This is a genomic window from Gordonia sp. NPDC003950 (assembly GCF_053605205.1).
Map to the genome: position 1 here is coordinate 146,693 of NZ_JBSGIT010000003.1, position 20,951 is coordinate 167,643.

Annotated in this window: 17 protein-coding genes; 14 read left to right on the top strand and 3 right to left on the bottom strand. The window is 67.5% G+C overall.

Features of this window, described 5'->3' with window-relative positions; genetic code table 11:
* The first annotated feature begins 177 nt into the window (after positions 1 to 177).
* The 8 genes from ftsZ to ileS all read left to right on the top strand — a co-directional run bounded on the left by ftsZ (position 178) and on the right by ileS (position 9,608).
* Positions 178 to 1,353 carry a cell division protein FtsZ gene (ftsZ, locus tag ACWETB_RS03735; protein WP_449743900.1) on the top strand — a complete coding sequence of 392 codons (1,176 nt, stop codon included), beginning with the start codon at positions 178 to 180 and terminating at the stop codon, positions 1,351 to 1,353.
* A 1-nt stretch (position 1,354) separates the two neighbouring features.
* Entirely contained in the window at positions 1,355 to 2,161 is an 807-nt protein-coding gene (pgeF, locus tag ACWETB_RS03740; protein ID WP_449743901.1) for a peptidoglycan editing factor PgeF, read from the top strand.
* Positions 2,158 to 2,889, top strand: a complete 732-nt coding sequence (locus ACWETB_RS03745) for a YggS family pyridoxal phosphate-dependent enzyme (RefSeq protein WP_449743902.1) — start codon at positions 2,158 to 2,160, stop codon at positions 2,887 to 2,889. The genes pgeF and ACWETB_RS03745 overlap by 4 nt, the downstream gene beginning before the upstream one ends.
* Positions 2,890 to 2,986: 97 nt before the next feature.
* Complete coding sequence (locus tag ACWETB_RS03750; RefSeq protein ID WP_348804076.1) at positions 2,987 to 3,724, top strand: cell division protein SepF; 738 nt, start codon at positions 2,987 to 2,989, stop codon at positions 3,722 to 3,724.
* A 143-nt stretch (positions 3,725 to 3,867) separates the two neighbouring features.
* A complete protein-coding gene (locus ACWETB_RS03755) occupies positions 3,868 to 4,185 on the top strand; it encodes a YggT family protein (RefSeq protein ID WP_452209512.1) in 318 nt (105 codons plus the stop codon).
* A 246-nt stretch (positions 4,186 to 4,431) separates the two neighbouring features.
* Positions 4,432 to 5,271, top strand: a complete 840-nt coding sequence (gene wag31 / locus ACWETB_RS03760; RefSeq protein ID WP_452209360.1) for a DivIVA-like cell division protein Wag31 — start codon at positions 4,432 to 4,434, stop codon at positions 5,269 to 5,271.
* A 24-nt stretch (positions 5,272 to 5,295) separates the two neighbouring features.
* The gene (locus ACWETB_RS03765; protein ID WP_452209362.1) at positions 5,296 to 6,078 is read left to right on the top strand and encodes a hypothetical protein; all 783 of its coding nucleotides are present in this window, start codon (positions 5,296 to 5,298) and stop codon (positions 6,076 to 6,078) included.
* Positions 6,079 to 6,407: 329 nt separating this feature from the next.
* A complete protein-coding gene (ileS, locus tag ACWETB_RS03770) occupies positions 6,408 to 9,608 on the top strand; it encodes an isoleucine--tRNA ligase (protein WP_449743905.1) in 3,201 nt (1,066 codons plus the stop codon).
* A gap of 210 nt (positions 9,609 to 9,818) precedes the next feature.
* On the opposite strand, the gene ACWETB_RS03775 is transcribed toward ileS, so the two are convergent.
* A complete protein-coding gene (locus ACWETB_RS03775; RefSeq protein ID WP_452209364.1) occupies positions 9,819 to 10,547 on the bottom strand; it encodes a TetR/AcrR family transcriptional regulator in 729 nt (242 codons plus the stop codon).
* 110 nt (positions 10,548 to 10,657) lie between these two features.
* On the opposite strand from ACWETB_RS03775, the gene ACWETB_RS03780 reads away from it, so the two are divergent.
* Together ACWETB_RS03780 and ACWETB_RS03785 are read left to right on the top strand one after the other, a co-directional pair.
* Positions 10,658 to 11,101, top strand: coding sequence for a nitroreductase family deazaflavin-dependent oxidoreductase (locus ACWETB_RS03780; protein ID WP_449743907.1), 444 nt, complete (start codon positions 10,658 to 10,660; stop codon positions 11,099 to 11,101).
* A gap of 98 nt (positions 11,102 to 11,199) precedes the next feature.
* The gene (locus tag ACWETB_RS03785; RefSeq protein ID WP_452209514.1) at positions 11,200 to 12,678 is read left to right on the top strand and encodes a DNA polymerase IV; all 1,479 of its coding nucleotides are present in this window, start codon (positions 11,200 to 11,202) and stop codon (positions 12,676 to 12,678) included.
* Here the strand turns inward: ACWETB_RS03785 and ACWETB_RS03790 are convergent.
* Positions 12,621 to 13,634, bottom strand: coding sequence for an asparaginase (locus ACWETB_RS03790; RefSeq protein WP_452209367.1), 1,014 nt, complete (start codon positions 13,632 to 13,634; stop codon positions 12,621 to 12,623). The two genes, ACWETB_RS03785 and ACWETB_RS03790, sit on opposite strands and share 58 nt — an antisense overlap.
* A 241-nt stretch (positions 13,635 to 13,875) precedes the next feature.
* Between ACWETB_RS03790 and ACWETB_RS03795 the strand changes: the two genes are divergently transcribed.
* Complete coding sequence (locus ACWETB_RS03795; protein ID WP_449743909.1) at positions 13,876 to 14,430, top strand: hypothetical protein; 555 nt, start codon at positions 13,876 to 13,878, stop codon at positions 14,428 to 14,430.
* A gap of 102 nt (positions 14,431 to 14,532) precedes the next feature.
* On the opposite strand, the gene ACWETB_RS03800 is transcribed toward ACWETB_RS03795, so the two are convergent.
* Positions 14,533 to 15,447 carry a hypothetical protein gene (locus ACWETB_RS03800; protein WP_449744012.1) on the bottom strand — a complete coding sequence of 305 codons (915 nt, stop codon included), beginning with the start codon at positions 15,445 to 15,447 and terminating at the stop codon, positions 14,533 to 14,535.
* A 240-nt stretch (positions 15,448 to 15,687) separates the two neighbouring features.
* Here ACWETB_RS03800 and lspA point away from each other — a divergent pair, with 240 nt between their 5' ends.
* From lspA to dnaE, 3 genes are all read left to right on the top strand, one after another.
* Positions 15,688 to 16,278 carry a signal peptidase II gene (gene lspA, locus ACWETB_RS03805; RefSeq protein WP_449744013.1) on the top strand — a complete coding sequence of 197 codons (591 nt, stop codon included), beginning with the start codon at positions 15,688 to 15,690 and terminating at the stop codon, positions 16,276 to 16,278.
* Positions 16,271 to 17,197: an RluA family pseudouridine synthase gene (locus tag ACWETB_RS03810; RefSeq protein ID WP_452209369.1), complete on the top strand. Its 927-nt coding sequence runs from the start codon at positions 16,271 to 16,273 to the stop codon at positions 17,195 to 17,197. Before lspA ends, ACWETB_RS03810 begins: the two co-directional genes overlap by 8 nt.
* A 182-nt stretch (positions 17,198 to 17,379) precedes the next feature.
* Positions 17,380 to 20,928 carry a DNA polymerase III subunit alpha gene (dnaE, locus tag ACWETB_RS03815; protein ID WP_452209371.1) on the top strand — a complete coding sequence of 1,183 codons (3,549 nt, stop codon included), beginning with the start codon at positions 17,380 to 17,382 and terminating at the stop codon, positions 20,926 to 20,928.
* Positions 20,929 to 20,951 lie beyond the last annotated feature (23 nt).

Genomic DNA, 20,951 nt, shown 5'->3' on the forward strand with positions numbered 1-20,951 from the left:
TGCGGCCGTCCGCGCGCCTCTTTCCGACATATCGGCGGGGATTTGGCGACACGCCGAGGCACCTCCCGGGTCTGGGGCGCACCGGTGCCTAGCGTCGTCACCAACACCACTACTTGACATAACTCTAGATCTATGGTTGAGGTTTAGGGTTTTGACCCGAGAAGGAAGGCGAGTGTCATGACGCCACCGCACAACTACCTGGCCGTGATCAAGGTCGTCGGCATCGGCGGCGGCGGCGTCAACGCCGTCAACCGGATGATCGAGCAGGGCCTCAAGGGCGTTGAGTTCATCGCCATCAACACCGACGCGCAGGCGCTGTTGATGAGCGACGCCGACGTCAAGCTCGACGTCGGACGTGATTCCACGCGTGGTCTCGGCGCCGGTGCCGACCCCGAGGTGGGTCGTCGCGCGGCCGAGGATGCCCGCGACGAGATCGAGGAGCTCCTCAAGGGTGCTGACATGGTGTTCGTGACCGCGGGTGAGGGCGGCGGCACCGGAACCGGCGGCGCGCCGGTGGTGGCCGCGATCGCGCGCAAGCTGGGCGCGCTGACCGTCGGCGTGGTGACCCGCCCGTTCGGCTTCGAGGGTAAGCGGCGTGGCAATCAGGCCGAGGCCGGCATCACCGCACTGCGCGAATCCTGCGACACCCTGATCGTCATTCCGAATGATCGTCTGCTGCAGCTCGGCGACGCCCAGGTCAGCCTGATGGACGCCTTCCGCAGCGCCGACGAGGTGCTGCTCAACGGTGTGCAGGGCATCACCGACCTGATCACCACCCCCGGTCTGATCAACGTCGACTTCGCCGACGTCAAGGGCGTGATGAGTGACGCGGGCAGCGCGCTGATGGGTATCGGTTCGTCCCGCGGTGAGGATCGTGCCAAGAAGGCCGCGGAGTCGGCGATCAACTCGCCGCTTCTCGAGGCCTCGATGGAAGGCGCACGCGGCGTGCTCATCTCGATCGCCGGCGGTAGCGACCTGGGCCTGTTCGAGATCCACAACGCGGCGACCCAGGTGCAGGAGGCGGCCCACGAGGACGCCAACATCATCTTCGGCACCGTGATCGACGACAACCTCGGTGACGAGGTCCGGGTGACGGTGATCGCGGCCGGGTTCGACGGCGGGGCACCGCGCAAACGGACCGACGCACCCACGGCCGCCGCCGGGAAGTCGGCGGTCGGGTCGGCCACCGCCGGTACCGTTTCGACCCCCACCAGGAGCGATCCGCTCTTCGGTGACCTCCCGGCCGGGCAGGGCGATCCCTTCGCCTCCAACGCCGCCCCCGAGCGGCCCCGCCGCAACAATGTGACCCTCGACGACGACGACGTCGATGTTCCGTCCTTCATGAAGCGGTGAGATGAACTCACCGGTTTCCGGTGGTGCGCGGGTCCGGCGCGTGGTGACCACCCGCGCCGGCGGCGTCTCGCGTGCGCCGTATGACAGCTTCAATCTCGGTGATCATGTCGGCGACGACCCCTCGGCCGTGGCGGTCAACCGGCGACGCCTCGCCGAGCAGATCGGTGTCGATGAGTCGTCGGTGGTCTGGATGGAGCAGATCCACAGTCGCAACGTCACGGTCATTGACGAGCAGACGCTTGGATCCGCCGAGGCCGAGCGGGTCGGACCGTCGATCCGTGTGCCGGCGACCGACGCGCTCGTCACGACGGTCCCCGGTGTGGCGCTGGCCGTCCTGAGCGCCGACTGCGTGCCGGTACTGCTCAGCGACGACGAGGCCGGTGTGATCGCCGGTGTGCACGCCGGGCGGGTGGGTGCGCGGATCGGGATCATCCCGGCGACGCTGCGGATGATGATCCGGCTCGGCGCGCGTCCCGAACGCATCGGGGCGTTCCTCGGGCCGGCGGCGAGCGGTGAACGCTACGAGGTCCCCGAGGCGATGCAGCGCGACGTCGAGGAACACCTCCCGGGCAGTGCCTGTCGAACCCGTCAGGGAACCGCGGGCCTCGACCTGCGCGCCGGGATTCGTCGGCAGCTCCTCGCCGTCGGGGTCGGTGCGGTGGCGCAGGATCCGCGCTGCACCATCTCCGACACCGAGTTGTTCAGCCATCGACGTGGCGCCCCCACCGGCCGGTTGGCGTCGGTGATCTGGATTGATCCCGGCGTCGATCCCGACGAGGACGCCGGCGGCCCGGTGGCCGGGTCGTGAGCGATCCGCGCGCGGACGAACTCGCCGGGCGACTCGCGGCCGTGCGTGAGCGGCTCGACGCCGCGGTCGCCGCGGCCGGTCGCCCGGTGGGCGACGTCGAACTGCTGGTGGTCACCAAGTTCTTCCCGGCATCCGACGTGATGCGGCTGATCGAGCTGGGGGAGCGGGCCTTCGGCGAGTCCCGGGAACCGGAGGCAAGCCGCAAGATCGCCGAACTCGGCGACGCCGTACCGACTCGTCGGGCGGTGTTCGACATGATCGGCAGCGTGCAGACCAAGAAGGCGAAAACCGTTGCGCGGTGGGCGCGTTCGGTGCATTCGGTCGATCGCGACAAGCTCGTCGGGCATCTGGGCCGGGCGGCCGAACAAGCACTTGACGAGCACGTGCGCGACGTGCCGCTCGGCGTGTTCGCCCAGGTGAGTCTCGACGGTGACCCGACGCGCGGTGGTGTCGAGATCGCAGACCTGCCGGCCCTGGCCGAGACCATCGCCGCGGAGCCGTCTCTGAGGCTGCGTGGGCTCATGGTGATCACGCCCGTCGACGGTTCTCACCGGCAGTGGATGGAGCGGATGTCCGAGGTCCGGGAGGGTTTTCTCGCCGATCACCCGCAGGCCGGTGAGCTGTCCGCCGGGATGAGTGGGGACATGGAGATCGCGATCGAATACGGCTCGACATGCGTGCGTGTCGGTACCGCGATCATGGGTTCTCGGCCGATACTCTCTCAGTAATCACATTGGTCACACGAGAACCAACGAGAACAACAACACCCACCGGCACCACCTGCCACACCGCTCTAAGCGTCGGACGACAGAGAGGCCCCCGCACATGACCACGATGCAGAAATTCAAGGCATATTTCGGCATGGTGCCTCCGAGCGAGTACGAGGACGATTACCTCGACGAGCCGGGCCCCGGACCGGTGCGGGCGGTGCCGCGGGAGCGGTCCTACCGCGACGAGTACTACGGCGACGTCTCCTACCGCGACGAGGTCGCCGGAGAAGGCTACGGGGAGTTCCGCGAGGTCGGCTTCCGGGAGCGCGACGGATACGGCGAGGAACGCCGCTACGCCGCGGCCGGATACGAATTCGAGGCCGGCTACGCCGCGGCACCGGAATACGCCTACGCGGGCAGTGTCCGGGCGGCCGTCGAGCACGGTCCGGAGCGTGTGCGTCCGGCCCGGCTCGAGCCGCTGCAGCGGTCGAGCAGCGCGACGTTGCGCGCTGCGAGCGGGCCCCGCGGCGTCGAATCACGCGGAGAACTCGAGCGGGTGTTCGCCGACGGACCGCTGCACAAGATCACCACGCTGCGCCCGTCCGACTATGGCGAGGCGCGCACGATCGGCGAGCGCTTCCGCGACGGCAACCCGGTGATCATGGACCTGGTCAACATGAGCAACGACGACGCCAAGCGACTCGTCGACTTCGCCGCCGGACTCGCGTTCGCGTTGCGCGGTTCGTTCGACAAGGTCGCCACCAAGGTGTTCTTGCTCTCGCCCGCCGACATCGACGTCTCGGCCGAGGATCGGCGCAAGATCGCCGAAACCGGCTTCTACAATCAGTCCTGAACTGCGTAAATCGGCCCAATCGCCCACCATCCGGCGGGCTCGGGCCATCCCATCCGATCGTCGTCGTCGCGCCCGCGGAGACGTGCCGGGTCATACCGGTGCGACCGCGGGCGCGCGGCGTCAGGCACTCTTGAGAAGTGGCGATGCTGTTCGAAATCCTCTACTACGTTCTGTTCGTCTACTGGTTGCTGCTCCTGGCCCGGCTCATCGTGGAACTGGTGCGCAGTTTCGCGCGGGAATGGCGACCGACCGGAATCGTCGTGGTGGTCATCGAGGTGACCTTCACCCTCACCGACCCCCCGATCAAACTCCTGCGACGCATCATTCCGCCGATTCCCCTCGGACCGGTGCGGCTGGATCTGTCCCTGATGATCGTGCTGATCGTTGTCGTCATCGCGATGCAATTCGTGGGCTCGATCCGGACATCGGCGGCCCTGGCCGCGCTCGGCATGCCGGTCTGAATGTAGGAGCGCCATCGGGTACGTGTCTGCCGGTAGTGGGCCATTTCGGCGGGCATGGATGTCATAGTTAGATGACTGTTTGGTTGCGAGACGACGTCGATGATCTACAACGAACGGTTCAGGTGTGACAGGATAGGACGCCAGTTACAGATTTTGACTGGTATGAATGATCAGTGACACTCTGTACTGGGCACAGTTTTCGACCGTCAACAACACATAATCTCGAACGACATTGAGGGGACCGACATGCGGCTGACACCAGCTGATGTGCACAACGTCGCGTTCAGCAAACCGCCTATCGGTAAACGCGGCTACAACGAGGACGAGGTAGATCAATTTCTCGACTTCGTCGAGGCGGAACTCGCGCGTCTGATCGATGAGAACTCTGATCTGAAGCAGCGCGTCGAGGAACTCGAAGGCGAACTCGCCGACGCCAAGTCGGGTGCGGTCGCCGCCGCTCCGGCACCGTCGGAGGACCACACGCAGGTCTTCTCGATGTCCAAGCCCGAGCCCGAGCCCGCCCCGGCCCCGGTGGCCGCTGCCGCACCGGTCGGCGCATTCGCCGACGGCGACGCCCATGTCCGGGCCGCCAAGGTTCTGGCCCTGGCGCAGGAGACGGCCGACCGTCTGACCGGATCGTCGCGACAGGAGGCCGACGCCCTGCTGTCGGACGCCCGTCAGCGAGCCGACTCGATGGTCGCCGACGCGCAGAGCAAGTCCGAGGCCACCCTGACCGATGCCCGGCAGCGATCCGAGGCGATCCTCGCCGACGCGCAGACCCGTGCGGAGGCGCAGGTGCGTCAGGCGCAGGAGCGTGCCGACGCCCTGCAGTCCGATGCCGAGCGCAAGCACGCCGAGATCATGGGCACCATCAACCAGCAGCGTGGTGTGCTCGAAGGCCGCATCGAACAGCTCAAGGTGTTCGAACGCGAGTACCGCACCCGCCTGAAGACCTACCTGGAATCGCAACTCGAGGAGTTGCAGCAGCGCGGCAGCGCCGCACCGGTGGAGAGTGGACGCCCCGTCGACCAGTCGTTCTCCACGGATCCGGGCAATGGTGGGTTCAGCAACTACTCGCAGAGCTGATCGCCGGCGACGTGAGCACATGACATGCTGACCCTGGCCCTGGCGGCCACGCTCGTCGGTTTCGTCCTGCTCGTCGTCGGTTTGATCACGGGCACACTGTGGCTCGCGGTCGCGTGCATCGTGGTGTGTCTGGTCGGACTGATCTTCCTGGTCGCCGACATCGTGTGGTCGGGGCGCCGGAGCAAGCCCGAGCCCGATCGGGGTGGCGGGTTCGGCTTCGGGACCGATGAGGACGCTGCCGTCGACGAGGCGGGTACCCACCCTGCCGGCGACGAGGCCGCCGTCGATCCCACGAGTACCGATGATGCCGGATCGGCATCGGCCCAGGCCGCTCACGCAGACGGGCCCGCCGGCTCGTCGCCGCCGTATCCCGGCCCCGCCGGAGGTGTACCGACCTCGACAGAGGGCGAGCGAGCGGCTCTCTGGAAGGGTGTGGTGACCCCGCGCCCGTCGGCCGAGGATCCAACGTCCGACCCCGACATGGTCGATCATCCGACGATCGCTCCGCAGTCGCATCCGACCGTGGCTGCACCGTCGACCGCCGAACGTGGCTACGCCGACTACCTGCGATCCGTGGGCGCCGACGACATCGTCAGCGGCCGGACACCCGCCGACGTCCCACCACCAGCCGAGGCACCGGGGCAGGGTTCGGCTCCCGCCACACCGGCGTCCGGCACGCCCGACCCGACACGGACAGCGTCACAGCCGCCTCAGGCGACCTCCGACGCCGACGATGATCGTGAGGATCCGTCCCCGCGCCGTACGTTCGATCCGCTCGATCCGAATTGGCGCCCGCCACTGTCCTGAGTCGCTGCGGGGGAGCGGCAGCGGGCCCACAAACGATTTGGTCCTCGGCCGCCCTCGGCGGCTACACTGAGTTCTGCATCGATCCGGCCATCACCGGGGAGCACCTGGAAGAACGGGGTATGGCCGGGCCCACCCGGTCCGGCAATGTCCGCCCTCAGTAGAACCAGGCGGGTTGGCCCGTCACAGCCTTGTTGATCCGCGACGGTCGCCCATCGGCGGTCCCGCGGGTGCCGAGTGGCATCGGTGTCTGCCGATGCAAGCGGGGTGGTACCGCGCAGATGATGCGTCCCCGTGCCGAATGAGCAGTGATGGCACGAGGAGACCTTCGTATGAGCGACGCCAGTTCGTCCCCCGACACCCACGTGTACCCCGTCGTCGACATGACCGACGGCGAGCGCGGAGCACCGTCGTTCCCCACGGTCGAAGAACGGGTCCTGGCCTACTGGGATGCCGACGACACCTTCCGTGCGTCGATCACCAACCGCGCCGACGCCCCCGAGTTCGTCTTCTACGACGGCCCGCCGTTCGCCAACGGCCTGCCCCACTACGGACATCTGCTGACCGGCTACGTCAAGGATGTGGTACCGCGGTACCAGACGATGCTCGGCAAGAAGGTGGAGCGCCGCTTCGGCTGGGACACCCACGGTCTACCCGCCGAACTCGAGGCCGAACGCCAACTCGGGATCACCGACAAGTCGGAGATCGAGACCATGGGCGTCGAGAAGTTCAACGACTACTGTCGCGATTCGGTACTGCGCTACACCGGTGAATGGCGCGATTACGTGACCCGGCAGGCCCGCTGGGTGGACTTCGACAACGATTACAAGACCCTCGACATCGACTTCATGGAGTCGGTCATGTGGGCCTTCCGGCGGCTGTGGGACAAGGGCCTGATCTATCAGGGTCATCGCGTGCTGCCGTACTCCTGGTACGAGCAGACACCGCTGAGCAATCAAGAATCCAAGCTCGACGACGCCTACCGGATGCGGCAGGACCCGGCGGTCACCGTGCGCATGCCGCTGGTCGTCCCCGACGGTCCGCATACCGCACTCGACGGTGTGAACGCCCTCATCTGGACGACCACCCCGTGGACACTGCCGAGCAACCTCGCCATCGCCGTCAATCCGGATGTCACCTACGTCCACCTCAGGGCGGCCGACGGGCAGGAATACCTGCTTGCCGAGGCGCTGGTGGGTGCCTACGCCAAGGAGTTCGGTGATTCCGAGACCCTGGGCACCTACCGGGGAGCCGACCTCGCCGATCTGCACTACACGCCGCCGTTCGACTTCTTCGCCGGCCATCCGAATGCGCACCGGATCCTGTTGGGCGACTACGTCACCACCGACAGCGGCACCGGAATCGTGCATCTGGCACCGGCTTTCGGCGAAGAGGACATGGAACTGGCCACGGCCAACGGCATCGAGGTGGTGCAGCCACTGGATCCGGGCGGCCGATTCACCGCGCAGGTGCCACCGTACGAAGGCTTGATGGTCTTCGATGCGAATCCGGTGATCATCAAAGACCTCAAGGGTGTGGGCAAGATCCTGCGGCACGAGACGATCGAGCACTCCTATCCGCATTCGTGGCGATCAGGAAAGCCGTTGATCTACATGGCCGTGCCGTCGTGGTTCGTGGCCGTGGCGCCGATCAAGGAACGGATGCTCGAGCTCAACAAGCAGATCACCTGGGCGCCCGAACACATCCGGGACGGTCAGTTCGGCAAGTGGCTCGAGGGTGCGCGGGACTGGAACATCAGCCGAAATCGCTTCTGGGGTGCGCCGATCCCGGTCTGGGTGTCGGACAATCCGGAGTATCCGCGGACCGATGTCTACGGCTCACTCGACGAGCTCGAGCGGGATTTCGGGGTGCGACCGGACAATCTGCATCGTCCCTACATCGACGAGCTGACCCGGCCCAATCCCGATGATCCGACCGGTGAGTCGACGATGCGCCGCGTCCCCGAGGTACTCGACTGCTGGTTCGAGTCCGGGTCGATGCCGTATGCGCAGGTGCACTACCCGTTCCAGAACGCCGACTGGTTCGACGGTGACGCCGATTCCGGTGCGCTGCCGCACAACCCGGGTGACTTCATCGTCGAGTACAACGGTCAGACCCGCGGCTGGTTCTACAACCTGCACGTACTGGCGACGGCCCTGTTCGACCGGCCCGCGTTCAAGAGCGTGATCGCGCACGGCATCGTGCTCGGCGACGACGGCCAGAAGATGAGCAAGTCCAAGCGCAACTACCCTGACGTCAACGAGGTCTTCGACCGCGATGGCTCCGATGCGATGCGCTGGTTCCTGATGGCCTCGCCGGTGCTGCGGGGCGGCAACCTGGTGGTCACCGAGAAGGGAATCCGCGAGGGAGTCCGTCAGGCGCTGCTGCCGCTGTGGAATGCCTACAGTTTCCTGCAGCTCTACGCCGAGCGGCCGGCCACCTGGCGGACCGACTCGACCAACGTGCTCGACCGCTACATCCTGGCCAAGCTGGCGGTCACCCGCGACGACATGACCACGGCGCTCGACACCTATGACATCGCCGGGGCGTGTGAGTCGTTCCGCGAGTTCGTCGAGTCACTGACCAACTGGTACGTCCGTCGGTCCCGGGCGCGGTTCTGGGCGGGGCAGGACGCCGATGCGGACGCCTTCGACACGCTGTACACGGTGCTCGAGGTGGCCTCCCGGCTGGCGGCGCCGCTGCTGCCGCTGGCCACCGAGGCGATTTGGCGCGGGCTGACCGGCGGACGGTCGGTGCACCTCACCGACTGGCCGAGTGCCGACGAACTGCCCGGCGATACCGCGTTGGTGTCGGCGATGGACGAGGTGCAGGCGGTGTGTTCGACGGCGTCGAGTATCCGCAAGGCCAACCAGCTGCGGGTGCGACTTCCGTTGCCGGGGTTGACGATCGCGTCGCCGACGGCTGAGCAACTCACCCCGTTCACCGATCTCATCGCCGACGAGATGAATGTGAAGTCGGTGCAGTTGTCCACCGACGCCGACGCCTACGGACGTCACGAACTGGTGGTGAACGCCCGCGCGGCCGGACCCCGTTTGGGCAAGGACGTGCAAAGGGTGATCAAGGCGGTCAAGGCGGGCAATTGGACCGTGTCATCGGCCGCCGATGGCACCGAGGTGGTCTCGGCTGACGGAATCGATCTGCAGCCCGGTGAGTACACGCGCAAACTGGTTGCGGTGGAGCCGGATTCGACGGCCGAACTGCCCGGTGGCGGTGGCCTGGTGGTGCTCGACACCGCGGTGACCGAGGAACTCGAATCCGAGGGCTGGGCCAAGGACCGCGTGCGGGAACTGCAGGATGCGCGAAAGACGTTGGGACTCGACGTCTCCGACCGCATCGAGATCCGTCTGGTGGTACCCGCCGGGCGTGCCGAATGGGCCCGGCGTCATGCCGAGCTGATCGCCGGTGAGGTTCTCGCGGTCCGCTTCGACGTCGACGTTGACGGTGCTGTCGGAGCGATCGCACTCGGCGACGGCGTCAGCGCCGATGTGGTGAAGGCGCCCGCCGGAAGCTGATCGCCGGCACGGTCGTTGAGAGCGCTCTGAATGTCACTGACAGCGCTCTGAATCTCCCTGACAGCGCTCGCGCCCACGTTGACGGCGCTTCGCCAAGCGCGTCAACGACGGGTAGGGCGCTGTCAACGACGGGTTGAGCGCTGTCAATGACGGGTAGGGCGCTGTCAATGACGGGTAGGGCGCTGTCAACGTCGGAGGGGCGGGCTCGGATCAGTCCCGACGCAGGATCACCGACAGCACGGTGTCGACCTGTGCGCCGAACAACTGCTCCGGGGCGGCGAAGGTGTCGGTGCCGTACTGGCCGAAGACCTCCAACGAGGTCGCGCCGATCACGGTGGACCACAACAGTGTTCCGGCCAGCAGGACGTCGTCGGGCAGTGTGCTGTCGAACTCGGTGCGGATGGCGTCGAGGTCGGTGGACAGTCCGGCGGGCAGGGAGGTCCGGGGATCGGTGGTCCGTCCGGCGGCATGTGCGTCGGCGAGTTCGGCGAGCAGGCGGGCGATCACCCTGGTACCGGGCGCGACGGTGCGGTCGGCGGGGGCGGCGTAGCCGGGTACCGGGCTGCCGTACAGCAGCGCCCACCGGGCTGGGTCGTTGATCGCCCAGGAACGAATCGCGGTGGCGACGGCCAGGATTCGGACGTAGGAATCCGTCGGTTCGGCGGCATCGGCGGCGGCGTCGACCGCCTCGCCGAGGTCGGTGTACCCCTCGACGAGCAGCAGCGTGAGCAACTCGTCGCGACTGGGCACATAGCGATAGACCGCTGAGGAGACCACGCCGAGTTCCCGGGCGATCGCGCGCAGCGAGAGCCCCGCGGCTCCGTGGGTGCGCAGATGCTCACGCCCGAGCCGCAGTATCTCGGACTCCATGACCTGTCGATTCTGTGCACGGGAACGCGATGTGGTCGCGCGGGACGGAGGAGTGTCGGCAGGGGGCATGACGACCATCGTGCCATGAATGAGAGCGGTGCTCTTGATTTTCTGGCCGGCATGATGGATTCTGAAATAGAGAGCACTGCTCTCGATTCCGCCTCGACGAAAGGGCCGACATGTCCGACACCCACTACCGCGCACCTCAGGGCCTCGATGTCCGCTTCAACGCCATCGTCCGATGGTTCGCCGATCGCGGCGTGAATCTCGCCGGCGCGCAGACCCTGACCGTCCTCGGACGGAAGACCGGCACGCCGCAGCGAATCCCGGTCAACCCGTTGACCATCGACGGCGCGCAGTACCTGGTCTCGGTACGGGGTCAGACCCAATGGGTGCGCAACGTGCGGGTCAACGGGGCGGTCGAGTTGCGTCGCGGTCGTCGCACTCGTGCCGCCCACCTCACCGAGGTGCCCGATTCCGCGCGCCCGGCGATCATCCGCCGCTACCTGGACAAGTGGGGCTGGGAAGTCGGCCGTTTCCTGCCCGATGGAGTCGGCGTCGACGCCACCACCGCTCAGATCCGCGCCCACGCCCACCAGATCCCGGTCTTCGTCGTCGGGTGACCCGCGGGGCGGCCGCCTCATCCGGTACTGCCTACGCTGGTGAGGTGTCCGATCGATCCGCTCCCTCCGGAGAGGGGGAACGCAGTGCCCGCTGGGTGATGCACCTGGACATGGATGCCTTCTTCGCCTCGGTGGAACAACTCACCCGGCCCACCCTCGCCGGGCGGCCCGTCCTCGTCGGCGGTACCGGCGGACGCGGAGTCGTGGCCGGCGCGAGCTACGCCGCCCGTGCCTACGGCGCACGATCGGCGATGCCGATGCACCAGGCCCGCCGACTGGTCGGCGCGACCGCGGTGGTGTTGCCGCCACGCGGCAGCGTCTACCGCGCGGTGAGCGAACGGATCTTCGCGATCGTCCGCGAAGCGGTGGGTGTGATCGAGATGCTGTCCTTCGACGAGGCATTCGCCGAACCGTCCGAGCTCAGTGGCGAAAGTGGTGCCGCTGCACAGGAGTTCGCGGAGTCCATCCGGCGCCGCATCCGGGATGAGGTGGGGCTGGCGGCCTCGGTCGGCTTCGGGTCGGGCAAGCAGATCGCCAAAATCGCATCGGGGATGGCCAAACCCGACGGCGTGATGGTCATCGGACCATCCGGCGAACTCGAGTTCCTGCACGCACTTCCGGTGCGCAAACTCTGGGGCATCGGCCCGGTATCCGGAGACCGGCTGGCGCGCTTGGGGATTGCCACCATCGGTGACTTCGCGGCACTGTCCGAGGTCGAGGTGGCCTCGGTGCTCGGGTCGACCGTCGGGCCGGCGCTGCATCGCCTGGCCCAGGGCATTGACGAGCGCCCCGTCACCGAACGTGCTGCGGCGAAACAGATCTCGGCGGAATCGACATTCGCCGACGACATCGTGACCCTGCCCGCCCTGCGGCCGGCGATCGCCCGCGCGGCCGCCGACGCCCATCGGCGGCTCGTCGCGGACGGTCGCGGGGCCCGCACCGTGGTCCTGAAACTCAAACGCTCCGACATGTCCGTCCTCACCCGCAGTTCCACCCTTCCTGCCGCCACCAGCGACCTCGACGCGCTGGTCGCCATCGCTCAGCGACTGGCCCTCGATCCGGAGGCGATCGGCCCGATCCGGCTCGTCGGCGTCGGGTACTCCGGACTGAGCGACATCGAGCAGTACGCACTCTTCGGCGACGCCGCGGTCACGGCCGGCGCCATCAGTTCTGCCTACCTCGATCCGGGCGACACCCCTGTGGTCGATCCCGATTCGGTCGACCCCGACTCAGGCGACATCGATCCGGTGCACACCGATTCCCTCGGCCTCGACGTCCCCACCGGAAACCGCACGAGCGCGAATCCGGCTGGGGAGCAACACCATTGGGCAACCGGCCGCGACGTGGTGCACCCAGACCACGGGCACGGGTGGGTGCAGGGTGCCGGTCACGGGGTGGTGACGGTGCGCTTCGAGACGCGGGCCACCGGACCCGGACCGGTCCGCACGTTCACCGAGTCGGACGCAAACCTGCAACCGGCCGATCCGCTCGACAGTCTCGCGTGGCCGCCGACGGCGACTCAGGCCGGCCAGTCACGCGGTTCGGATGCCGAGAAGAAGTCGGCCACCTCGTCCTGATCGCAGCCGGTGCCGAGTAGTGCCAACAGCGCCATCCGGGCCTGCGGCGGACGCAGCCACCGGGAGACGATCGCGCCGGCCCGCTCCAGATCGACGGCGCCGCCACCGCCGCCATAGGTGGGCACGACCGGGCCGAACGGAACCCGGGTGGACACGACGACGACCACGCCGCGTCGGCGCGCCAGATCCACCTCGGCCGTGATGTCGGGAGGGGTGTTGCCCGAACCGGTCCCGGCCAACACGATGCCACCCGCATGCTGTGCGACGGCCGCGGCGATGATGCCGGGGGAGACACCCGGATACAGGCTGTAGGTGTCCACCCGCGCCAACCGGCCACTCGGCACCGGACCGGTCAGCAGCGGTCGTGGCAACCCGTCATGCACCGAGTCGAACGCGTCGAGGTCGACCGTGGACGCCTTGAACGCACCACGCGCCGCGACGAGCTGCCCACCGAGGAGGATGCCGACCCCGTGACCGCGGCTCGCCGGGTCTGCCGCGTGGGCCAACGCCGCGGCGATGTTCTCCGGGCCGTCGGAATCCGGGGAATCGGCCGGATACTGGGCGCCGGTGAACACCACCGGCCGCGGATCGGCCGCGAACAGGTCGGCGAGAAAGGCGGTCTCCTCCATCGTGTCGGTGCCGTGGGTGACCACCACGCCGTCCACCGCGTCGTCGGCGAGGGCATCGGCGATGGCCGAGACGATCCGGAACTGATCGGCCGGGGTCAGTGCCGACGAATCCTTCGCCATCAGGTCGACGGCGACCACGTCGATGTCGACCGACCGCGGTGTCGTTGTCTCCTCGGCGTCTGCGCCGACGGTGTCCGGCACCTCGGCGACACCCATCAGATCATCGGCCGACAACGTCGGCACGGCCCCGTCGGAGGTCGTCTGCGAGGCGACGGTGCCGCCGGTGGTGATCAAGACGATGCGGGCGCGTACCTGCGAAGGTGCCATGGATCACAAGGTTCCCCGGAACCTCCGGGTGGCGTCAACCGTTGCGGGGTGGAGTCGAGGACCGACCTCGATGCGGGGCACCCGGTCGGTGACCGGTGACGCCGGATTGGGCCGGGGTTGGCGCTCATGCCCGATCCTGTTTGGCATAGTGGGGAGAACTCGTCGCGGCGCGCGGGGCGGGGAGTCCCGGCGCCGTGCATCCGAACAGATGCCCAGACCCGAAGACCAGTGAGGGAGTTCGTTGAAGTTTCCGAAGTTCGTAGGTGCGGTCATGATCGCCGCCGCGGTCACCGCCGGCCTCGCCGCCTGTGGCAGCGATGACGGTTCCGATGACATCCCCACCATCCCCGCGACCAGCAGTTCGGCGGCGTCCGACGGCAGCGATGTCACCAATCCGGATTCGCCGCCATCGGTGGCCACGCTGAACCAGATGCTCGACACCGCGCTCGACCCGCAGGTGCCGAACGCGCAGAAGGTCGTCCTGGTCCAGAATTCGCAGAAGGACCCGTCCGTCTTCGATAAGCTGGTCGAGGCCCGCCGGCAGAACCCGGACGTGACCTACACCCTCAAGGGCCCGGTCACCGTCGACGGACCCAACCGCGCGACGGTGCGCGCAACCGTGAAACTGCCCGATCAGGCACCCCAGGACATCGATGCCCAGATCGTCTACGACAACGGTCGCTGGAAGCTGGCGTCGAGCTTCGTCTGCCCGCTGATCACCAGCAACGGTGTCACCAGCGCGATGTGCCCGTCGACGAGCACCCGCCGCACCACCACCAGCCGCGCACCCAACTGACCGCGCGGCCCCGACCGACGACGATGGCCACCGATCCGGAAGGGATCGGTGGCCATCGTCGTATGCCCTACAGGAGTGGCCCAGGGGGCCGCGCCGACGTCGTCAGGGCGACTTCCAGGCCATGGTGAACCCAAACGTCTGCAGCAGCGGCTGATTCGCGTCGGCGCCGACGAGCTCGCGCGCCCCGCGATACTCGGCCTTTCCCGCGACGGGCAGCCCGCGGGTCAGATCGATCGTCACCTCGCCGGAACCGGTGTAGGAATACCGGTCGATGGTCAGGGTCGCATCGCCGCCGGGAATGGTGAACACCGAATTGACCGGTGACTCGTCGGCGGTGAAGGACACCGTCAGACGGTCACCCTCCCACCGCGTCAGCCGCGCCTCGATGGTCTGCACGACGGTCGCCGCCGAGGAGAGGGTGCGTTCGGTGCGCCACGTGGCGCCGACACCGATGGGATCGGTGGGCAGTGTGATCGCGTTCTGCAACGACTGGACCAGCGACTGTTCGACGGCGCGTCGCGCCGATTCCGACGACGGATCGGTCGGGGCCAGACGCAACGACAGCGGGGCCAGACCGGGACCGACACCAATCTCGGCAACGCTGCCGGCGACCGGCGGCAACTGACCGCCGAGTTCCGGCTGCGCCGACGTCGGGGCGCCGAGCACCGCGGTCAGCCGATCGAGTGCATCGCATCCGAAACGCGCCGTCAGCGGTGTGTCGAGGGACTGCGTCGTCTGTGCCGTCGTCGACGACTCGGTGGAGGTGGTCGAGAGGGTGACCTGCTGCGCCGAGGCGAGGTCGGGGGCGGCGCTCGCGGCGCGGAGGGGCCCGGTGCCCGGCGAGGTGAGTGTCACCGATGCCGACGGAATCGGGATCTGCGTCGCCATACTCGCGGCGGTGGCCGCCGACACGCATGGCCCGCTCGGCACCGCCGGGGTCGCCGACGCCGGGGTGTCGGTATCGGAGCCACACGCGGCGAGGAGCAGACCGCACGTCGCGGCGCAGGCGGCGACCATCGACGAGCGCGTGCGGATGGATACCGATTGATGGCGGGACACCGGCTGATGGCGCGTCGATGACGCGGTGGAATCGGACGTCAGGGACACGGCAGTCAGCGTATTGCACGCATCAGGGATGATGGTCGGGTGGATGAAGCAGCGCGTGAGGAGCCCTCGGCGGGCGGACGGGAGATCGACGCACCCGAGGTCACCGCGTCGTCGGATGACGGCGCCGACGATCCGGGGAGCGGCACTCCTGTGGCGACCGGGCCGACCGAGCCCACCCGTGGTGGCCGGGTCCTCGGGATTCTCGCCGTGATCGCCGGCTGCGTCATCGCCCTGGACATCCTGACCAAGACACTCGCGGTGTCGCTGCTCACCCCCGGTGACCCGGTGTCGATCATCGGTGACGTCGTCACCCTGCGCCTGGTCCGCAACAGCGGTGCGGCCTTCTCGATGGCGTCCGGCTACACCTGGGTGCTCACCGTTGTCGCGCTGGTAGTGGTCGTGGTGATCATCCGCTACAGCAGGCGACTCCGCTCGGGCTGGTGGATGCTCGGACTCGGGCTGGTCCTCGGGGGTGCGCTGGGCAACCTGATCGACCGCATCTTCCGGGCCCCCGGACCGCTGCGCGGCCACGTCGTCGACTTCGTCTCGGTGGGCTGGTGGCCGGTGTTCAACGTCGCCGACTCCGCGGTCGTCTGCGGCGCGATCCTGCTGGTCGTCCTGTCGCTGCTGGGATTCGACTACGACGGCTCACGATCCGGGTGGGCGGCGCGTCATGGCGACACCGAGGGCGACGACACCGAGGGCGACGGCACCGAGGATCGGCAGGCCACCGATGCGTGAGTCACGGACCCTCCCGATTCCCGACGGCGTGGCCGGCATGCGCACCGACGCCGGGGTGGCCCGCATCCTCGGACTCTCGCGTACCGTCGCCGGGCAGCTCGCCGACGACGGTGACATCACCGTCGACGGTGTCGCGGTCGGCAAGTCGCACAAACTGACCGCGGGCAGCCTTCTCGACGTGCTGTTGCCCGAACCCGCCGAACCGCTGCGGGTGGAGCCGACCCCCGTCGAGGATCTCGAGGTCATCTACCACGATTCCGACATCATCGTCGTCGACAAGCCGGTCGGGGTGGCCGCGCATCCCTCACTGGGCTGGAGCGGTCCCACCGTCGTCGGTGCCCTCGAGGCCGCCGGATTCCGGATCTCCACCTCGGGTGCCGCCGAACGCCAGGGCATCGTGTCCCGGCTCGACGTCGGCACCTCCGGATTGATGGTCGTCGCCGTCTCGGAACGGGCCTACTCGCTGCTCAAACGGGCGTTCCGGGACCGGGAAGTGGACAAGGGGTATCACGCGCTGGTCCAGGGGCACCTCGATCCGCCGGAGGGCACCATCGACGCCCCGATCGGCCGCCACCGCGGCAACGACTGGAAGTTCGCCGTCACCGCGGCCGGCAAACCCAGCATCACCCACTACGACACCATCGAGATGTTCGCGGCCGCATCGCTGCTCGACATCCATCTCGAGACCGGACGCACCCACCAGATCCGGGTGCACTTCTCGGCGCTGCACCATCCGTGCTGCGGCGACCTCACCTATGGCGCCGACCCGACCCTGGCCGCCCGGCTCGGGCTGGAGCGTCAGTGGCTGCATGCCCGGTCGCTGGGCTTCGCGCATCCCGCGGACGGTCGGTATGTCGAGTTCACCAGTCCGTATCCGGCCGACCTGCAGCACGCCCTGGACGTGTTGCGGGCCGGCTGAGGCCACGCTCCGGGTACGACGCTCGGGTACGACACGCCGGGTACGACACACCGGGCCCGACACACGCGTGATCGCCTCACCAGCCACATGCGGCGTGCCCGGCGTCGGCTGTCGGTGGTTGCGCCTACAGTTGGTGACGCCCCATCCGACCAGTCGAGAAACACCGAGGTGAGAAGCGTCCCGTGGCCGACTCGTTTGTTCACCTGCACAACCACACCGAGTACTCCATGCTCGACGGTGCCGCGAAGGTGGCGCCGCTGTTCGCCGAGGCCAAACGCCTCGGGATGACCGCCATCGGCATGACCGACCACGGCAACATGTTCGGCGCCAGCGAGTTCTACAACACCGCGATCAAGAACGACATCACGCCGATCATCGGCATCGAGGCCTACATCGCGCCGGAGTCGCGGTTCACCACCAAGCGCGTGCAATGGGGTACCCGCGACCAGAAGGACGACGACGTCTCCGGATCGGGCGCGTACACCCACATGACGATGGTCGCCGCCAACGCCACCGGTCTGCGCAACCTGTTCAAACTGTCGTCGCTGGCCTCCATCGAGGGACAGCTTGGCAAGTGGGCCCGGATGGATGCGGATCTGATCGCCGAGTACGCCGAGGGCATCATCGCCACCACCGGCTGCCCGTCCGGGGAGGTGCAGACCCGTCTGCGACTCGGGCAGGAACGGGAGGCACTCGAGGCCGCGGCCAAGTGGCAGGAGATCTTCGGCAAGGAGAACTTCTATCTCGAGTTGATGGAGCACGGTCTGGAGATCGAACGCCGGGTGCGTGACGGACTCCTCGAGGTGGGCCGCAAGCTGGGCATCCAGCCCATCGTCACCAACGACTGCCACTACGTCACCAAGGCGCACGCCGCCAGCCACGAGGCGTTGCTGTGCGTGCAGACCGGCAAGACCCTCTCCGATCCCACCCGATTCAAGTTCGACGGCGACGGCTACTACCTCAAGTCCGCCGAAGAGATGCGCGCACAATGGGATTCGGTGGTCCCGGGTGCATGTGACGCGACCGTCGAGATCGGTGAGCGGGTCGAGAGCTACGCCGACGTGTTCACCCACCGCGACCGCATGCCGGTCTTCCCCGTCCCCGACGGGGAGTCACAGCAGACCTGGCTGCGCAAGGAAGTGGCCAAGGGACTGGCCGAACGACGCTTCGGTGGGCAGACGGTGCCGGAGGACTACCAGCGCCGCGCGAACTACGAACTCGACGTCATCATCCAGATGGGATTCCCCGCCTACTTCCTCGTCGTCGGCGACCTCATCAAGCATGCCCACGAGGTCGGCATCCGCGTCGGCCCGGGTCGTGGGTCGGCGGCCGGCTCGCTGGTGGCGTGGGCGTTGGGCATCACCAACATCGATCCGATTCCGCACGGACTGCTGTTCGAGCGATTCCTCAACCCCGAACGCGTGTCGATGCCCGACATCGACATCGACTTCGACGACCGCCGCCGCGGCGAGATGGTGCGCTATGCCACCGACCGGTGGGGCAGCGACAAGGTGGCCCAAGTCATCACCTTCGGCACCATCAAAACCAAGGCCGCCATCAAGGACTCCGCCCGCGTCCAGTTCGGCCAGCCCGGGTTCGCCATCGCCGACCGCATCACCAAGGCGCTGCCGCCGCCCATCATGGCCAAGGACATCCCGGTTTGGGGTATCACCAATCCCGAACACGAGCGGTTCAACGAGGCCACCGAGGTCCGCACGCTCATCGAGACCGACCCGGACGTCAAGAAGATCTACGACACCGCACTGGGTCTGGAGGGACTGATCCGCAACGCGGGTGTGCACGCCTGCGCGGTGATCATGTCCTCCGAACCGCTCACCGACGCGATCCCGGTGTGGAAGCGTGCGCAGGACGGCGCCATCATCACCGGGTGGGATTACCCGTCGTGCGAGGCCATCGGCCTGCTGAAGATGGACTTCCTCGGGCTGCGCAACCTCACCGTCATCGGTGACGCCCTGGAGAACATCACCCTCAACCGCGGTATCGACCTCGACCTCGACACCCTCCCACTCGAAGACCCCAAGACCTACGAACTGCTCGCCCGCGGTGACACCCTCGGCGTGTTCCAGCTCGACGGCGCGGCCATGCGTGAACTGCTGAAGATGATGCAGCCCACCGGGTTCGAGGACATCGTCGCGGTGCTCGCGCTGTACCGGCCCGGCCCGATGGGCGTCAACGCGCACACCGACTACGCCAAACGCAAGAACGGTCTGCAGGAGATCCGGCCGATCCATCCCGAACTCGAGGAACCGCTCAAGGAGATCCTCGCCGAGACCTACGGCCTGATCGTCTACCAAGAGCAGATCATGCAGATCGCGCAGAAGGTGGCCGGCTACTCGCTCGGACAGGCCGACCTGCTGCGCCGCGCGATGGGTAAGAAGAAGAAGGAGATCCTCGACGAGGCCTACGACGGCTTCGCCGACGGAATGCGCAACAACGGGTTCTCCCAGGCCGCGATCACCGCGCTGTGGGACACGGTGCTGCCGTTCGCCGGGTACGCGTTCAACAAGTCGCACGCCGCCGGCTACGGCCTGGTGTCGTTCTGGACCGCCTACCTCAAGGCCAACTATCCGGCCGAGTACATGGCGGGTCTGCTCACCTCGGTCGGCGACGACAAGGACAAGGCCGCCATCTATCTGGCCGACTGCCGCAAACTCGGCATCACGGTGCTGCCGCCGGACGTCAACGAGTCGCAACGCAACTTCGCCGCCGTCGGTACCGACATCCGGTTCGGTCTGGCCGCCATCCGCAACGTCGGCTCCGGCGTCGTCTCCTCGATCCTGGCGGCGCGTGAGGAGAAGGGGAAGTTCACCAGCTTCTCCGACTACCTCAACAAGATCGACGTCACCGCCTGCAACAAGAAGGTCTCCGAATCGCTGATCAAGGCCGGCGCCTTCGACTCGCTCGAGCATCCGCGCAAGGGTCTGTTCCTGATCCACGCCGAGGCCGTGGAATCGGTGATCGGCACCAAGAAGGCCGAGGCGATCGGACAGTTCGATCTGTTCGGCGGTGGCGACGACGACGCATCCGATTCGCTCGCCGAGGTGTTCGCGGTCAAGGTGCCCGATCAGGAGTGGGACACCAAGCACAAGCTCACCCTCGAGCGGGAGATGTTGGGGCTCTACGTGTCCGGGCATCCCCTCGCGGGCGTCGAACACGCGATCGCCGCGCAGACCGACACCTCGATCACACAGTTGCTCGAGGGCAATGTCGGCGACGGTGCGCAGATCACGATCGGCGGCATCATCTCCGCGGTCACCCGGAGGGTGAACAAGAAGGGTGAGCCGTGGGCCGCGGTCACCCTCGAGGACATGGTCGGTGGTGTCGAGGTCTACTTCTTCCCGCGGGCGTTCGCGGCATACGGAATGGACATCGCACCGGACAACATCGTGCTCATCAGGGCGCGGGTCAACCAGCGTGACGATTCGACGATGATCAGCGCCAATGATCTCGCCGTTCCCGATCTCGCCGCGGCCGGGGCGTCGAAGCCGGTGGCTCTGACCTTGCCGGCGCGGATGTGCACCCCGGACCGGGTGCAGGCGCTCAAGCAGGTGTTGACCCGGCATCCCGGGACCGCGGATGTGCACGTCACCCTGGTCAGCGACGAGCGGTCCACGCTGCTGCGCCTCACCGAGTCGCTGCGGGTGACGCCGAGTTCGGCGCTGATGGGTGATCTGAAGGCACTGCTCGGCCCCAGCTGCCTGGGGCAGTAGCCGACCGGCGCGGTGGCCGCGCG

Bases quoted from the DNA above. Each gene is read 5' to 3' on its own strand.
- ACWETB_RS03790 (WP_452209367.1), bottom strand. From the start codon at position 13,634: ATGGCACCTTCGCAGGTACGCGCCCGCATCGTCTTGATCACCACCGGC.
- ACWETB_RS03785 (WP_452209514.1), top strand. From the start codon at position 11,200: ATGCACCTGGACATGGATGCCTTCTTCGCCTCGGTGGAACAACTCACC.
- ftsZ (WP_449743900.1), top strand. From the start codon at position 178: ATGACGCCACCGCACAACTACCTGGCCGTGATCAAGGTCGTCGGCATC.
- ileS (WP_449743905.1), top strand. From the start codon at position 6,408: ATGAGCGACGCCAGTTCGTCCCCCGACACCCACGTGTACCCCGTCGTC.
- ACWETB_RS03755 (WP_452209512.1), top strand. From the start codon at position 3,868: ATGCTGTTCGAAATCCTCTACTACGTTCTGTTCGTCTACTGGTTGCTG.
- ACWETB_RS03765 (WP_452209362.1), top strand. From the start codon at position 5,296: ATGCTGACCCTGGCCCTGGCGGCCACGCTCGTCGGTTTCGTCCTGCTC.
- ACWETB_RS03750 (WP_348804076.1), top strand. From the start codon at position 2,987: ATGACCACGATGCAGAAATTCAAGGCATATTTCGGCATGGTGCCTCCG.
- ACWETB_RS03780 (WP_449743907.1), top strand. From the start codon at position 10,658: ATGTCCGACACCCACTACCGCGCACCTCAGGGCCTCGATGTCCGCTTC.
- ACWETB_RS03800 (WP_449744012.1), bottom strand. From the start codon at position 15,447: ATGGTCGCCGCCTGCGCCGCGACGTGCGGTCTGCTCCTCGCCGCGTGT.
- pgeF (WP_449743901.1), top strand. From the start codon at position 1,355: ATGAACTCACCGGTTTCCGGTGGTGCGCGGGTCCGGCGCGTGGTGACC.
- ACWETB_RS03810 (WP_452209369.1), top strand. From the start codon at position 16,271: ATGCGTGAGTCACGGACCCTCCCGATTCCCGACGGCGTGGCCGGCATG.
- wag31 (WP_452209360.1), top strand. From the start codon at position 4,432: ATGCGGCTGACACCAGCTGATGTGCACAACGTCGCGTTCAGCAAACCG.
- ACWETB_RS03775 (WP_452209364.1), bottom strand. From the start codon at position 10,547: ATGCCCCCTGCCGACACTCCTCCGTCCCGCGCGACCACATCGCGTTCC.